The sequence below is a fragment of the Nitrosopumilus cobalaminigenes genome (genome assembly GCF_013407145.1).
Classification (GTDB): domain Archaea; phylum Thermoproteota; class Nitrososphaeria; order Nitrososphaerales; family Nitrosopumilaceae; genus Nitrosopumilus; species Nitrosopumilus cobalaminigenes.
Genome location: NZ_CP026993.1, coordinates 1,073,915 through 1,088,554 on the forward strand (window position 1 = coordinate 1,073,915; position 14,640 = coordinate 1,088,554).

General features: G+C 34.8%; 16 protein-coding genes and 1 tRNA gene. 10 read left to right on the forward strand and 7 right to left on the reverse strand.

The window, feature by feature from the left end; translation table 11 throughout:
* Window positions 1-9: 9 nt before the first annotated feature.
* The 6 genes from ileS to C5F47_RS06670 all read left to right on the forward strand — a co-directional run bounded on the left by ileS (window position 10) and on the right by C5F47_RS06670 (window position 6,546).
* Window positions 10-3,207, forward strand: coding sequence for an isoleucine--tRNA ligase (ileS, locus tag C5F47_RS06645; RefSeq protein WP_179360320.1), 3,198 nt, complete (start codon window positions 10-12; stop codon window positions 3,205-3,207).
* A 52-nt stretch (window positions 3,208-3,259) separates the two neighbouring features.
* Complete coding sequence (gene dps / locus C5F47_RS06650; protein WP_179360321.1) at window positions 3,260-3,844, forward strand: DNA protection during starvation protein; 585 nt, start codon at window positions 3,260-3,262, stop codon at window positions 3,842-3,844.
* A 112-nt stretch (window positions 3,845-3,956) separates the two neighbouring features.
* The gene (locus tag C5F47_RS06655) at window positions 3,957-4,286 is read left to right on the forward strand and encodes a hypothetical protein (RefSeq protein WP_014965470.1); all 330 of its coding nucleotides are present in this window, start codon (window positions 3,957-3,959) and stop codon (window positions 4,284-4,286) included.
* A 40-nt stretch (window positions 4,287-4,326) separates the two neighbouring features.
* On the forward strand, window positions 4,327-5,433 hold the full coding sequence (locus C5F47_RS06660) for a succinate--CoA ligase subunit beta (protein ID WP_179360322.1): 1,107 nt from the start codon (window positions 4,327-4,329) through the stop codon (window positions 5,431-5,433).
* The gene (locus C5F47_RS06665) at window positions 5,430-6,347 is read left to right on the forward strand and encodes a succinate--CoA ligase subunit alpha (RefSeq protein ID WP_179360323.1); all 918 of its coding nucleotides are present in this window, start codon (window positions 5,430-5,432) and stop codon (window positions 6,345-6,347) included. The genes C5F47_RS06660 and C5F47_RS06665 overlap by 4 nt, the downstream gene beginning before the upstream one ends.
* Window positions 6,348-6,378: 31 nt before the next feature.
* Window positions 6,379-6,546, forward strand: a complete 168-nt coding sequence (locus tag C5F47_RS06670) for a 50S ribosomal protein L40e (RefSeq protein WP_179360324.1) — start codon at window positions 6,379-6,381, stop codon at window positions 6,544-6,546.
* Window positions 6,547-6,548: 2 nt separating this feature from the next.
* Here C5F47_RS06670 and C5F47_RS06675 read toward each other — a convergent pair whose 3' ends face one another.
* Complete coding sequence (locus C5F47_RS06675) at window positions 6,549-6,797, reverse strand: hypothetical protein (protein WP_179360325.1); 249 nt, start codon at window positions 6,795-6,797, stop codon at window positions 6,549-6,551.
* A gap of 95 nt (window positions 6,798-6,892) precedes the next feature.
* Here C5F47_RS06675 and C5F47_RS06680 point away from each other — a divergent pair.
* Window positions 6,893-6,989: transfer RNA gene (locus C5F47_RS06680), tRNA-Val, on the forward strand.
* A gap of 133 nt (window positions 6,990-7,122) precedes the next feature.
* On the opposite strand, the gene C5F47_RS06685 is transcribed toward C5F47_RS06680, so the two are convergent.
* Both C5F47_RS06685 and C5F47_RS06690 read right to left on the reverse strand, forming a co-directional pair.
* On the reverse strand, window positions 7,123-7,344 hold the full coding sequence (locus C5F47_RS06685; protein ID WP_179360326.1) for a hypothetical protein: 222 nt from the start codon (window positions 7,342-7,344) through the stop codon (window positions 7,123-7,125).
* The gene (locus C5F47_RS06690) at window positions 7,345-8,022 is read right to left on the reverse strand and encodes a zinc-ribbon domain-containing protein (protein WP_179360327.1); all 678 of its coding nucleotides are present in this window, start codon (window positions 8,020-8,022) and stop codon (window positions 7,345-7,347) included.
* A gap of 152 nt (window positions 8,023-8,174) precedes the next feature.
* Here C5F47_RS06690 and C5F47_RS06695 point away from each other — a divergent pair, with 152 nt between their 5' ends.
* The gene (locus C5F47_RS06695) at window positions 8,175-8,408 is read left to right on the forward strand and encodes a hypothetical protein (protein ID WP_179360328.1); all 234 of its coding nucleotides are present in this window, start codon (window positions 8,175-8,177) and stop codon (window positions 8,406-8,408) included.
* Between the two features lie 215 nt (window positions 8,409-8,623).
* Here the strand turns inward: C5F47_RS06695 and C5F47_RS06700 are convergent, their stop codons facing one another.
* The 4 genes from C5F47_RS06700 to C5F47_RS06715 form a co-directional block, all read right to left on the reverse strand.
* Window positions 8,624-8,761, reverse strand: a complete 138-nt coding sequence (locus C5F47_RS06700; protein WP_179360329.1) for a hypothetical protein — start codon at window positions 8,759-8,761, stop codon at window positions 8,624-8,626.
* Between the two features lie 217 nt (window positions 8,762-8,978).
* Window positions 8,979-9,143, reverse strand: a complete 165-nt coding sequence (locus tag C5F47_RS06705) for a hypothetical protein (RefSeq protein ID WP_179360330.1) — start codon at window positions 9,141-9,143, stop codon at window positions 8,979-8,981.
* A 137-nt stretch (window positions 9,144-9,280) separates the two neighbouring features.
* Window positions 9,281-9,454, reverse strand: a complete 174-nt coding sequence (locus tag C5F47_RS06710) for a hypothetical protein (RefSeq protein ID WP_179359957.1) — start codon at window positions 9,452-9,454, stop codon at window positions 9,281-9,283.
* Window positions 9,451-10,299: a TrmB family transcriptional regulator gene (locus tag C5F47_RS06715; protein ID WP_179360331.1), complete on the reverse strand. Its 849-nt coding sequence runs from the start codon at window positions 10,297-10,299 to the stop codon at window positions 9,451-9,453. Before C5F47_RS06715 ends, C5F47_RS06710 begins: the two co-directional genes overlap by 4 nt.
* Window positions 10,300-10,683: 384 nt before the next feature.
* Between C5F47_RS06715 and C5F47_RS06720 the strand changes: the two genes are divergently transcribed.
* Complete coding sequence (locus C5F47_RS06720) at window positions 10,684-11,442, forward strand: hypothetical protein (protein WP_179360332.1); 759 nt, start codon at window positions 10,684-10,686, stop codon at window positions 11,440-11,442.
* A 4-nt stretch (window positions 11,443-11,446) separates the two neighbouring features.
* Window positions 11,447-14,626 carry a CFI-box-CTERM domain-containing protein gene (locus C5F47_RS09850; protein ID WP_343045157.1) on the forward strand — a complete coding sequence of 1,060 codons (3,180 nt, stop codon included), beginning with the start codon at window positions 11,447-11,449 and terminating at the stop codon, window positions 14,624-14,626.
* The last annotated feature ends 14 nt before the right edge of the window (window positions 14,627-14,640 follow it).

Sequence of the window (14,640 nt, forward strand, 5' to 3'; positions counted from 1 at the left end):
AAAATCCAGATGGAACTTTCCACTAAATTTGACGCAAAAGCAATAGAATCTCAAGTTAAAGAATACATCAAATCCATTGATTTAGAAAAACAAATTTTTGCATCAGACAAACCTGAGAAAATTAGATTTATCGAGGGGCCACCGACCATGAACGGTATTCCTCACGCAGGTCATCTTAGAGGCCGAGTCATCAAAGATTTGTGGTACAGATTCAATACATTGCAAGGTAAAAAAATTGAATTTAACGGAGGATGGGATACACAGGGACTTCCAGTGGAATTACAGGTTGAAAAAGAGCTTGGGGTTTCAGGAGGAAAAACTGAAGCAATCAAAGAGTTTGGAGTAGAGAGAATTGTTGCAGAATGTAAAAAAGTTGTAGAGAAATTCAACAAGACATGGGTAGAAGTTGATGATTTACTTGGAATGTCATTTAATCATGAAAAAGCATATTGGACTTTTAGAGATGAATTTATTGAAAGAGAATGGCAAGTTCTCAAAAAAGCATATGAAAATAAAATTTTAGAAGAAGACTTTACAGTTATTGCATATTGTCCTAGTTGCCAAACATCACTTAGTCATGCAGAAGTAAATCAAGGATATGAAGAAGTCAAAGACCCATCATTATACTATAAAGTAAAACTAGTAGATGAAGATGCATTTTTGATAGTTTGGACTACGATGCCATTTACACTGGTTACAGATGCAATGGTAGGACTACAACCAGAAGAAGAATATGCATATGTCAAAGTTGAAAGTGAAACATGGGTAATTGGAAAAACAAGATTAGAAGAATTGATGATAGAACTAAAAATTGAAGAATACCAAATTGAGAAAACTGCAAAAGGCTCAGAATTTGAAGGGAAAAAATACATCCACCCACTATTAGATTTGATTCCAGAATTAAATGAAATTTCAAAATTAGAGAATTATCACGTTGCAGTATCTGAAACTTTTGTAGATGCAAGCACAGGTAGTGGACTAGTACATCTTTCACCAGCAAACGGTGAGGAAGATATCAAAATTGCAAACAAAAGAAAAGTCAAAATTTTTAGTCCAATTAACGACGAGGTGAAATTTACAGATAAGGCAGGTAAATACCAAGGAATGTTTGTCAGAGATGCAGACAGACCAATTGTAGAGGATCTCAAAGAGCACAATGCTCTGGTAAAAATAGGTAAAATCAAACACAAATATCCACTATGCTGGAGATCACACCATCCAATCGTATGGCTTGCTAGAAGAGGTTGGTTTTACAAATTAGATAGACTAGAAAACAAAGCAATTGATGCTGCTGAAAGTGTAGAATACTTTTTTGAGCAACCAAAGAATAGATTTCTCGGAATTATCAAAGAAAGGCATCCATGGTGTATTTCGCGTGAAAGAATTTGGGGATGTCCATTACCTGTTTGGAATTGTGGAGATTGTGGTGAGAAGAGCTGGTTCTTTACAAGAAAAGACATTGTAGAGTCAGCAGACAAGTTACCTGATGGCCCAGACTTTGAATTGCACAGACCATGGATTGACAACATTACAGTAAAATGCAAAAAATGTAATGGAGTCAATACAAAAAGAGAAGAATATGTTTTAGATACATGGCACAACAGTGGTTCTGCACCATATTCATCATTAACAGATGAAGAATATTCTAATGAAATTCCAGCTCCTTTCTTTACAGAAGGGATTGATCAAACTAGAGGATGGGCATATACTCTATTAATTGAAAATGTGATTTTAAACAACTCTGCAATCCCTCCCTACAAAGCATTCTTGTTTCAAGGACATGTACTTGATGAAAAAGGAGGCAAAATGAGTAAGAGTAAAGGAAATGTTTTGGAAGGAGCAGAATTATTACAAAAATATCCAGCAGATTTGATTAGATTCTATTTCATGTGGAAAGCAAGTCCAATTGAACCCCTTAGTTTCAGCACAGATGAATTAATGTCAAGACCATACCAAGTGATAAACACATTATTCAATTTACACCTGTACTTTCAACAAAATAGTCAATACGATAATTTTGATAATACAAACACAATTGAATGGGCAAAACAAAACGATTTGCTCACATCACCAGACATTTGGCTATTATCAAAACTTCAAAAACTAATTCAAATCTTGACTGAAAAGAATGAGACATGCAAGTTCCACGAAGGAGCAAAGGCAATGGATGATTTTATAATTAACAATCTTAGTCAGATATACATTCCAATTACAAGAGGAGAGTTGTGGGATGAGGATGAAGAAAAGAAAAACAGAAGGCTTTCAATTTATGCAGTACTAAGTGAGGTGCTCAAAACACTAGATATTTTGATTCATCCATTTTGCCCATTTACTAGTGAACATCTGTATCAATCAGTGTTTTCAGGAAAACAAAGCATACTGCTTGACAAATGGCCAACATATCAAGAGTCACTAGTCAATGAAGAAATTGAAGAATCATTTGACATTATGAAAGATGTGGTATCTATCTCATCAGCTGCCAGGATGAAAGGAAAATTAAAGAGAAGATGGCCATTAAATGAAGCACAAATTTGTGTTCAGAAAGGTCAAAAGGTAAAACTTGAATCATTATCTGAATTATTACAATCACAGCTCAACGTGGAAAAATTTACCATTACTGAAACAGAAAAAGAATCAGGTCTTGAACAAATTTTAGAATTAAAGCAGTTAGGATTACCAGTAAAAGGAATTGTAGAATTAGAAAGAAAAAGAATTGGACCAAAAGCAAAACAACACATGGGAAAATTGGTTTCAACATTTAATGAAACAGATCCTGAAGAAATTATTTCATCGCTACAAAAAGAATCAAAATATGATTTTGATATTGATGGTGAAAAAATATCATTAGACAATGAAGATTTTATCATAGACTTTGATGCAAGTGAGAATTTTGCAGTTGCAAAAAGAGACAATTACACTGTACTAATTTCAACATCAAGAAACAGAGAGATGATGGCAAGAGGATTAGTCAAAGACATTGCTCGAAGACTGCAAACTCTAAGAAAAGAAAGAGGATACACACCAACGGATGTTTTAGAGGTAGCATCAATTTTGGAATTAGATGAAGAATCACTTGAGATGATGAAAGAAAAAGCAAAAGAATTGGCATTTTTGGTCAGAGTAAAACAAGTCAACTTTACAGAGTCTTGTAAAGAATACAAAGAAGATGACATTGATGGTCAAAAAATCAAGATTTCTGTAGAATAGATTTTGATTGCTGATGCAATATTTTTATTAGAATCAAAAAGTCCATAAGCAAATGTCCGAATCAAATCCAAATGTTGTTGGAATTAACGTTCTAAAACAAAATGGCCTAGATGTTGATGAATTGGTTAAAGAACTAATCAAAAATGCAGCAGTTGAATTTACTGCATACTATTACTTTACCAATCTCAGAGCACATTGTACAGGCATAGAAGGTGAAGGATTGAAAGGAATTATCGAAGATGCAAGACTAGAAGATCTTAGTCACTTTGAATCATGCCTTGAGAGAATCTACCAATTAGGTGGAGCACTCCCAAATGACGCAACTGAATTTATCAAAATTTCAGGTTGTGGATTCTTACAACTTCCAGAAAATCCAACAGATCATAATGCGATTCTAGAAAAATGTCTCAAAGCAGAACAAGGAGCAATTGTCAACTGGAATAAAATTTGTCAGATGACATTAGGAAAAGATCCTGCCACATATGATATTGCAAAAGATATCTTGGCTGAAGAGATTGAACATGAGTCTTGGTTCCTAGAGCTAATCTATGGAAGACCATCAGGACACATGAGAAGAAAGTATGCAGGTGAAAGACCACATACAAGAAAACATTCTAGAGCATTAGATATGGCCTAAGTGCCAAATCATTTTCTTTTTAAAATTCACACTCAAGGTGACTTTAATGACGACAAATTGTGAAGATGCGTTGTTTTATCACGGTTAAATAGAAAAATCACGTAATCATATCATGGTAAAACAGATTAGTCTAGATGCATGGCAAATTCAGCATTTATCAGATCTGTTAGAAAAAGGCTCAAACATTGTTGCAAAAACAAACAGGCCAATTGTCCTGTATAGACAAACTCTAGAAGAAGAAGAAGAATCCTATGAAGAGATTGTATGTACACTTACCAAAGGATATGTAATTGAGCAGATGGTGACATCAGGAGGAATTCTAGTTCCAAGTTTCCACCAACAGTTTGTATTTACAATTGAAGAATATCCTCAAGAGTTATTGAGAAAAAGCAAAGATCGCTTTTTAGAAATGATTGATTTTCTTGATGAGCAATTAAAATAGTATCATAGTTAATAAAGACCGTAAAATTCATGATTCTTGCATGCAATTACTAGAATTTCAGGCTAAGGAACTATTCCGAGAGTATGGAATTAATCTTCTTCATAGTATCTCATCTACCAATATTGAAGAGGGCAGAAAACATGCAAAAGAATTAGGATATCCATTTGTAATTAAAATTCAAGTTCCAGTAGGTGGCAGAGGCAAAGCAGGCGGCATTCAAAAATGCCAAAATGATGACGAATTTGAGCTAAAATACCCCCAAGTCATGGACTTGACAATTAAAGGTGAAAAAGCAAGAGCAATCTTACTTGAAAAAATGGCAGATATCAAAAAGGAATTATATCTTTCAATATTTTTGAATCGTTCAAAAAGATGTTACACTATTATCGCATCAGCTGAAGGCGGCGTAGAAATTGAATCAGTAAAAAATCAAATTATTAAAGAAGTTGGACTAGGAGATGTTTCAGATGAACTTGCAAGAGAAGTTGCAAAAGAAATGGAGTTGGAGGGAAACACCGCAGAACAATTTGTTGACACTTTGAAGAAATTATCAAAACTTACAATTGAAAAAGAAGCAGAACTTGTAGAGATTAATCCATTAGCCATTATGCAAGATGATTCAATCATGGCACTTGATGGTAAGTTTGTAACAGATGATAACAGTAACTTTAGACATCCAGAACTACAAAAATACCAAGAAAAAACTGCAATTGAAGAGCAAGCTGAAAAAAGTGGTTTCTCTCTAGTCGAATTAGATGGAGATATTGCAGTAGTTGGAAATGGTGCAGGATTAGTAATGTCAACATTGGATATGTTATCAGACAATGGCGGAAAGCCTGCATGTTTCTTAGATGTAGGTGGTGGTGCAACTACAGAATCAGTGTATGAAGCATTAACTTTGATTAGTAAATTAGATAGAGTGAAAGGAATTCTTGTGAATCTCTATGGAGGAATTGTAAAAACAACTGTTGTTGCAGAAGCATTTCTCAAAGCATATGAAAATAATCTAATTGATTTGCCAGTATTCTCAAGACTAAAGGGGACAGAATCTGAAAAAGCAAAAGAAATGCTCAAAGGGTCTAGAACTAACATCTTTGATTCAGTAGAAGAGGCAATTAATGCAGCAGTAATGGGAGTAAAGAAATGACAGACATCTTTGGATTACTAAAAGGAAAACCAGAGGATTCTGATTATGAAAATAAAGGAGTCATTGTTCAAGGTATTACTGGAGCATATGGTTCACTACATGCAAAGCAAATGATGGCATACGGAACCAATGTTGTTGCCGGAGTAACACCAGGTAAAGGAGGTCAAAAATTTGAAGACAAAGTTCCAATTTACAATACAATGCAAGAAGCAGTAGATGCAACTCATGCAAAAATTTCAATTGTATATGTCCCAGCAAAATTCTTCCTGAGTGCTGCCAAAGATGCACTAAATGCAGGTATCAAATTACTAGTTGCTATCCCAGAACATGTTCCAATTAGAGACACCATGGAAGCATTAGATTTAGCAAAGAAAAAAGGAGCAGTGATCATTGGACCAAACACCCCAGGAATTATGATTCCAGAATTAATCAAAGTAGGAATCATGCCACCAATGCCATTCAAGGCAGGAAAGATTGCAGTATTATCTAAAAGCGGAACATTACTTTATGAAATTTCAGATGCCCTTACAAATTCAGGATTCGGACAATCAATTACAATTGGAATAGGAGGAGATCCTGTAAACGGTACAAGATTAATTGACGCATTTGAAATGGTAAAAGATATTCCAGATATGGAAGGTCTAGTAGTTGTTGGAGAGATTGGAGGAGATTCAGAAGAAATTTTGGCGCAAAGAATTATTGATAGTGGATTTAACAAACCAACTGTAGCATACATTGCAGGCAGAGCAGCACCTAAAGAAAAGAGAATGGGTCATGCAGGGGCAATTGTAATGGGAACATATGGTTCAGCTGAATCCAAAGTTTCAATGTTTAACAAGGCAAACATTCCAGTAGCAAAAAGACCAGCAGAAGTACCAGTATTATTAGCAGGAAAGATGGAAAAATCCGATTAGAATAAAAGAGAGAGATTAAGGAGACAATCAAATGCCAATCACAGACCCAGAAAAGAAAAGAATTGCACAACAAGCACGACTTGTTATGAGAATTTGCTTCAAATGTGGATGTAGAAATGATATTGGCGCAACAAGATGCAGAAAATGCAGAAACCCATACTTGAGATTAAAGAACAGAAATCTCGGTGTTAAGAAATAGAATTAAGAAACCATCAATCTTTGCCTATAATCAACAATTGCAAGTTTTAATTCAGTATAATATTGTTTGACAAAGGATTTTGCAGCTTCAGGATCATCTAATTCATCAAATGTTAACTGTAAATCATCAGGAAGTTGATCATTCATTTGATACAAAACTTTAGCAGCTTCCACATATTGTCCCAAATTATCAGCATATTCAAATGCCAATTTCATCCTGTCAATTAATGCATCAAATTCTTGTAAAGACATGAAGATTATCTTTTAGAGTTACTAAAAAAGGCCAGGGTAATTGTGACATAATGATATAGCAAAGACAAAAAAACCACTCTCAAAGTAATTTAGTTGGACCGGTCGTCTAGTTTGGTTTGGATGACGCACTCACACTGCGTAAGAGAAATTACTTCTCCGCAAAGGTCGTGGGTTCAAATCCCATCCGGTCCATTACATCACTTTGTCAAATCGCAGAAGGTTTGTAATCTCACATTTTACAACATAGTTGAAAATGTGTATACGGTAATACCTACTAACATTAACAAACTCACCATTATTGCTTTTTTATCATTTCGAGGTAGTTTCAATACGATTCAGAATACGTCATGGACTTAAGCGTATTGGCAATTAGACTATAATCTACCCACAAAATTCCTTCATTGATCAAATATTTTATTGCATTTACTATCTCTTCTCTAGCTTTTTCAAATTCTTGATTTGCAAAATACCAAATTATTTCACTTATTACAAATACTGATGCTATTGAAATTCCAACTACCATTATGATAGTTATTACCAGTTTCATTTATCCAAGAATACAAGAATTTGATTCTTCATCAAAGATAGTGCCAGGACCACATTTTGAATCAGTTTCATCAGAACTTGTAGTTTTCACTTCACCAATTCTACATGCATTTGTTTCAGGATCTAAGACAGTTCCTGTACCACATTTTGAATCATATTCACCATAGAAAATATCTTCATTCTCAATTTCAGGAACAGAATTTACAACCGGAGTTTTATCAAAAGCACTATCAAAATAACCTTGAGAATATCCAGCCCCAAGGATTATCAAAAGGATAACAGGAATGCCAACAATAATTGGGAATTTTAACGGAATAGATTTTGAAACTTTAGCAGAAGATTTTGTTCCAGGTATTGGTTGTGGTTCTGCACCTACTTCAAAAAGAGAAGTTCCACAAATCATACAAAAATTTGCACTTAGAGGAGTCTGCTTTCCACATTTCCAACAGTGAATTGTTTCTTTATTTTCAGGTTCATTTTCAAAAACAATTTCATCATCAGTCTCGATTGCTTGTTTTACCAGATATTTTTCTCTTAAACGCTTTAGATAATTCTCATCAGTGACCCAGATATTCTTATTTTGAATAAAGGATTGTTTAATGTGCTCTAACCTATACGCATCACCCACACCTAATTTCAGCAAGGCGTTTACTTCATCAACAACATCTATTGAATCCATATTGTATCCAGAAGGGCCATATCACATTAAATACTAACTGAAAAATTCCATTCTAACTAGGACTAAATTCACAGTATTTTGTCCAAAATGATTAGATACAATCAAGATGGAAATAATAGTAATTATTAAAATCTAGAAAACAAACAAATCCTGTGAATGTAATTCAGAGGAAATTAGAGGTTGAAACATCTAAAGAAATAATATTACAGACAATTTTAAAAAATAAAGAGAATTTGGATACGAATTTGATTGCTGACGCAATAAAAGATTATGTGAAAAATCATGAAAATTATGATTTTGAGAAAAAAGACTTTTGGAAGTCATTTCAGAAAAATGAAAAAATTGTAAAGTTTAGACCAGAGCCATCAATAGTTGGGTGTGACTAGTATCTTTTCTAAAACAGGCATCCAATCTAGATTGTAAAACTTTGAGATAACAATCAGTCGAACAGCATCCCTTGTGACCTACATGGTATGATTTTAAACACATTTCACAGATATTCAAGAGTACATCTCCTGTGTCTGTTGTTTGATTTTTGAAATTACAGTATTGGTCATTTTGAGTAATTCATCCATTTGTGGATCCTGGACATATTGTAGAGTCAAAGGTAAGACTCCTTTACAGATAATTTGACTTTCAAAAGTACTTCATTTGTCATTTGTAAGAGATTTGCCATTTCAGCATCTAGAAAATAGTCTGAATTGGAATCAAACATTGTGGTTTTTTGTGATGTGTTCATCTTTTCTTCAATATACTATTAGTTACAATGAATATAACCAAGGATTTCGATTAGTCATGAACAAAGTATCGAAGGTGTCGAACCTCACGGTAAATATGTGAATTTTAAAAACTAGCAAGGATGTTCTGAAAAGTCTTTAGAGTTTTCAGAGGTTTCATCTAAAATTTTGAGATGAAATAGTATTGCTTTATTGTAATTTGACTTGGGAGTTTTTGTATTAAGCAATTTTTTCAATGGATAAGATTAATTCTTCATCACCAAAACAATGCTTGTTTTCAACACAGTTAGAGCAAACCATCCATTTAGGAGTGTATTGACCGCCAGGGGCAGGCCTATAAGTAATCATAAATTTTTTCTCATGTCTATCTTCGCATCGATTCATCGTCAATCTCCTTTGATAGTTGTTCTACTTGGCCAGTGAGTAGTAAGTAGAATTTCCTCAATGTATTCACCAAGATATCTCCTCAGATAATTCCTCTACCTGACCAGTGAGTAACAAATAGAATTGTTTTAAGAAGTTCAATACGTATTCTCCTGTGTTGCTTGTTTGATTTTTTGAACCACATCATAAGTCATTTTGATTAAATGTTCAACTTCAAGATCATTTAGATCCTCACGACCTTCATCATACGAATGTTGAGCGATAAAAGAAACTTCATTTTGAAGACTTTGAAGAGCTAATACAGTACTCAATATAATGATCCTCCTTTTTCCCAAGATAGTTCAAATAATGAACTCATCATATCGACAAGAGTTTCAGAATCAGACCACCATGCAAAAACCTGTCTAGTAGGATGTGTTGCATTGCGCATAAAGATGAGAACCTCTTTTTTGTCATTTACAATGAAACACTTGTTTTCAGAATTTGATGGCATTGCTCTAATAGAATCAGAATTCATTTCAGATAGAAATTCAGGAGTTTTGTTTAGTGGAGATACCACTAATTTGAGGTTGGTTGGAGATTCATCTATCCAATCAAACACATCTGAATGATACATTCTGAGCAAATCAGATACGCTTCCATAGATTCTCAAATCTTCAGCGCTAGAACCAACCATCTCTCTGATCTTGTTTGTGATCGGACCATTTCCATGCAACAATTGCATTTTTTCTGATTTTGATTCATCTGTCTCTACGGCAAAAAATGGAATTTCTTTCCACATCTCAGATAGAGATTCTTCCTTATTTGCCAAGACATCGATTCTATCTTGTTCCTGTTTTACCAGGGTTGCAACTGCTTCTCTCATATCCATGGCAGTGTATTTGGTAGGATGTGCTAATTCTGCTACAACCAAACCCATGTTTTGGAGAGAATTGACCAGATGGTATGTTTCAGTTCTTGGCAATTGTAGTGCTTTTGCTATCTCAGAAGCAGTCTTCGATCCATACTTGCCGAGATAAATGAACACCTTTGCCTGACTTTTGGTTAGGCCAAAATTGATTAATTCATTCCTGATTTTCTCAAGAGTGAGTTTATGCTTATACATTGCAGTATCTGATTCATTATCAAACAGACTGATTTGATCTGAATTCAACATGAAATCTCCATTGTTTGTTTTTTGATCTTGAAAAGGACATCATTTGTCATTTTTAGAATATGATTCATTGAGGAATCTTCAGGAAATTGATAGGTCAAAGGGAAATCTCCAGAGAATTTTGTTTAATCTTCATCATGACATCATTTGTCATTTTTAATAATGACTCCATTCCTGCATCCAAAATCACAGAATTTGAGTTAAATGCGGGTGTTTGTTGTTCTATGTTCATTGTTCTTCAGAGATTAGAGTGGTTACAATCAATATAACCAAGGATCTCGATTAGGCACAAAATATGGTTCGAACCATGCGAACCTGTCATAATTTGCGTACCAGAAGTGGGATTACATACTATTGCTTATAAAGGAAAATTGGGCATTTAGTCTATTGGATAACAGGCAAATAGCCATCATATCGATTACATCTGTAGCAGTATTGCTAACGTTTTCTACAATTTATTCCAATTTTGATATTTTACAAGCATATGCAGGTGTCACGCTCAGCAGTGACAATGTAGCAAAATCCATTCAAGTTAGAGTCACACCTTCAGGAACATTAGAAGAAAGAGCATATGATTCATTTTCAAGAGTTGGTTTTGTGGATGGAGAGAATAATTTCCTATTAGAATCAGTTCCTAGCAAAGACAAAAGATCATACTATGAATTACTAAAGCGATCAATTGAAGACAAACGAGCAGAGAGTTCAGATAACAGAATTCATGTTTCAATAGATCTGTTTTCAGGAGATGGTGAAATCATACAATCATTAGAATACAGAGATTGCAAGGTAACAGAATATTTTGTTCACGGAGTAGATTCCAAAGGAAAGATTTTCTTTACTGAAGAAGATGGTACCGTTGAGATCAGAGAGGTTAGTAAATTTTCATGTGTCTCATTTACACTAAATCTAGAACCACGAAATGCAGGATTAGTAATTGATAAGATAATTGATAGATTTGTAGATGAAGATTCTGACGAATTTAAATTCGAATATCATGGAGATGATCCTTATTTCAGTGTAAACCCATTAAACTCGACTGAAGGAGAATTATTCTATAATAGTATGACCAACACACTGCAGAAATTTGTAAATGGTGAATGGGTAGATATTTCAGGAAAGGGCGGACCACCATCACCTAGAAGATAGAACAATGAAATTACAAATCATTGTCATTCTGCTATTAACAGTTGGAATTACTGCAGGTTTGGCCCAACTAGGAAGTGAGCAGATATTCATCACAGTCACCTCTGAAGGTAAAGCAAAGGTTTCACAATCATTATTCCCAGAGACATTTGTATCAACAGTAGACGTAAAGGTCATTTCTGAAAACATTTCAAATTTGTTAGCAATTGATGAAGAGAATATACTTCTCGGAACATCTCAAAATGAAGATTTACTAAAAATTGCGACTCTAGGTGCGTCGTCAGTGGATTTAAAATATAATGCAGATATCCTATCCTACGAATCAGGTGTTTTCAGGCTCAAATACAATAGCAATGTTGAATCCAGAGTTAACCTACCCCCACTCTCAAAACTTGTATCTCTAAATACAATCCCAATTGAAATTTCAGATGGTGAATATACTCTCCCTCCAGGAGACATTTCCCTGAGTTTCTCAATCAGACCAGTCACATCAAAGGAGTTTTTTGTTCCAGTTGAGAATACAGAATACAAAATAGAGACAATAACTGCAGCAAAAATAGAAGAGTTTTCTGCAAATGCAGATGAAATTCAATTTATCATCAAAGACAAGGCAATTGTTTTGACAATCATTCCTACAGAAATAATGACAAACCCAAATGACGCATTACTAAACGGTGAAAAAGTGGATTTTAGTCAATTTCATAAAAATTCAACACACTCATGGATTAGAATAGATCCTCATGAGAAGGGTTTAGTAAAAATTCTCGATACATCTGAAAAAACAGAAGAGGGCGGAGGTTGTCTGATTGCAACTGCAACATATGGAACAGAGATGGCACCTCAAGTTCAATTGTTAAGAGAAATTAGAGATAATCAGTTGATGAATACTAATTCAGGAGTATCATTTATGACAGGATTCAATTCGTTCTACTATTCATTCTCACCACATGTAGCAGATCTGCAAAGAGAAAACCAATTGTTTAAAGAAATTGTAAAAATTGGAATTACTCCATTGTTATCATCTCTTTTTGTAATGGAATATGCAGAAACGGATGAAGAAATTTTAGGATTAGGCATCAGTGTCATCCTAATGAACATTGGAATGTATTTTGTTTTCCCATTTGTAATATGTTATCAAGGTATGAGGATTCTTCGAACCAAAGGCGTGAAGAAATCGAACTGGTCGGTTATATCCAATTGTAACTATAATTCAGTATTGAAAATCGGTCTTCTCGGCCTAATTGCACTTTTCGTATTAACAGTTAGTTTACCTTCAGCTTTTGCCCAAACAGATTCTGAATCTGAATCACCACTCAGAATGGTTCTTGATATCACCTATGAAAATATTGTAGAATCAATAACTGATTCAGGATTAGACCAGGAAGAGATCACAGTCAGATTAATCCAGGTAGATGAGGAATATCAGGAAGCAGTTGATCTAATTAATGGGGATGATGTAGTTGCTGCCAAACAAAATGTGGTTCAAACCATGGCATTTTTCGAACTGCAAGCAGAAGAAATTTCTGAATCTAGCCCCACACCAGGCCAATTAACACCTGGTTTTGGAGCAGGAATTGGTAGTGCTTCAGATTCCGGAATAGAGAATGGCCAAGGATTAGGAGTAGGAGGAGTACCACCAGGAATTTTCAAGCAAATTTCAGCTGCTAATACATTTGCAGTTTCAGAAGCAATCACATCAATTGATGAAGAGGTAGGACAATATCGTGAATTAGCCAAATTGAATAATTTAGAGGGTATTGATTTTGGAGAATTTGATGAATCAGTCAATTTAGCAAAAACACTTTTGGCAAATGGAGTTGTTCCTGATGCACAAGTAAAATTAGAATTAGCAAATCAAATCAAAGATGATCTTTTACAAAAAATTCAAGATGCTGCAAATGAAAACAGTGCAGTATTAATTGAAGAATACGTAGAGGAACAAAAGAATCTAGGTCAAACTAAAAAAGACATTAGAGAATTAGAAGAAATTTTAGAAGATATTACAACTGACAATAATGAAGAAACAGGTGATGGTGAGACACCAGAAGATGGCGTTAATGAAGCACCAGGAAACAGTGCAAATGCACCAGGACAAAACAAAGCAGACAGTGGAGATGAAGCACCAGGAAACAGTGCAAATGCACCAGGACAAAACAAAGAAAATGACAATACTGAAGATAACAAATTTGAATCACCTGAGGATATTCCAGGATTTGACAGTGCATCAGATATTGGCAAAGCAAATGGTCAGGGTAATGGATTAGGATTAGGAAGTATTCCACCAGGATTAGCTAAATTATTTGGAACAGACGAAGGGGAAATCTTAGAAGATTTACCACCAGGATTAGCTAACATTCCACCAGGTCAAGCAAAGAAATTTGAAGATTATTCAGCCAGCTTTGAGCAAAGTATGGATGACTTCTATGAAAATTCCTATGAAGCACAAATTGACGATGTATTTGAAATGAACTTTGATGGAACTAACAAAGGTAATGGAGATGGTAAAGGTAAGATGGGCGCATATCCAGGAAAGAGTGGAGAAGCACCAGGAAAGATCAAAGCAGCTACCAAGGAAGGAGGCAATCCTAACTGTGGAACCAAAGGAATTACCGATGGCAACTCTACTGCATCACTTATTGTAGGTCAAGAGCATTTCATTGATGATTTCACTGCAATAGGAAACAATTGTAAAGACATCTCAAGTCAGATTAAATTTAACTTGATTGCACCAAACGGTACAGTCTACTTTGGATCAAACGCAAATGTATTCCAAGGAACACAACCGGATAGTTTCACACCAGATGTGAATGGGTCATGGGAAATTCAGACCAAGGTTCAGTCATTTAGACTGGATAGAGTCATGACAGCTACTGGTGGAGATGAAATTCCAACAGTTACAGGAGGAGGCATCCCAGACGATAGTACAGGTGAAGGAGTTGATTATGTAATTAATGTTGCAGCATACTTTGATGATGTGGAAGATCTTGATTCAGAAATGACATACACTGGAACAGACTCAAAGGTATCAGGTCAAGGTAATTTGGTAAATGCCATAACTAGTGATGGCAATACTACAATAACAGTAGATGTCAATGCTGGAAAAACAGGAGTCTACGATATCACTATCAGAGCTACTGACACAGCAGGCGGATTTGTAGAAGATACGTTTAGACTTACAGTATCATAGAAAGAAAGTAAAAA

Coding starts and splice junctions, on each gene's coding strand:
- ileS (WP_179360320.1), top strand. CDS start 10: ATGGAACTTTCCACTAAATTTGACGCAAAAGCAATAGAATCTCAAGTT.
- dps (WP_179360321.1), top strand. CDS start 3,260: ATGTCCGAATCAAATCCAAATGTTGTTGGAATTAACGTTCTAAAACAA.
- C5F47_RS06655 (WP_014965470.1), top strand. CDS start 3,957: ATGGTAAAACAGATTAGTCTAGATGCATGGCAAATTCAGCATTTATCA.
- C5F47_RS06660 (WP_179360322.1), top strand. CDS start 4,327: ATGCAATTACTAGAATTTCAGGCTAAGGAACTATTCCGAGAGTATGGA.
- C5F47_RS06665 (WP_179360323.1), top strand. CDS start 5,430: ATGACAGACATCTTTGGATTACTAAAAGGAAAACCAGAGGATTCTGAT.
- C5F47_RS06670 (WP_179360324.1), top strand. CDS start 6,379: ATGCCAATCACAGACCCAGAAAAGAAAAGAATTGCACAACAAGCACGA.
- C5F47_RS06675 (WP_179360325.1), bottom strand. CDS start 6,797: ATGTCTTTACAAGAATTTGATGCATTAATTGACAGGATGAAATTGGCA.
- C5F47_RS06685 (WP_179360326.1), bottom strand. CDS start 7,344: ATGAAACTGGTAATAACTATCATAATGGTAGTTGGAATTTCAATAGCA.
- C5F47_RS06690 (WP_179360327.1), bottom strand. CDS start 8,022: ATGGATTCAATAGATGTTGTTGATGAAGTAAACGCCTTGCTGAAATTA.
- C5F47_RS06700 (WP_179360329.1), bottom strand. CDS start 8,761: ATGAACACATCACAAAAAACCACAATGTTTGATTCCAATTCAGACTAT.
- C5F47_RS06705 (WP_179360330.1), bottom strand. CDS start 9,143: ATGAATCGATGCGAAGATAGACATGAGAAAAAATTTATGATTACTTAT.
- C5F47_RS06715 (WP_179360331.1), bottom strand. CDS start 10,299: ATGTTGAATTCAGATCAAATCAGTCTGTTTGATAATGAATCAGATACT.
- C5F47_RS09850 (WP_343045157.1), top strand. CDS start 11,447: ATGAAATTACAAATCATTGTCATTCTGCTATTAACAGTTGGAATTACT.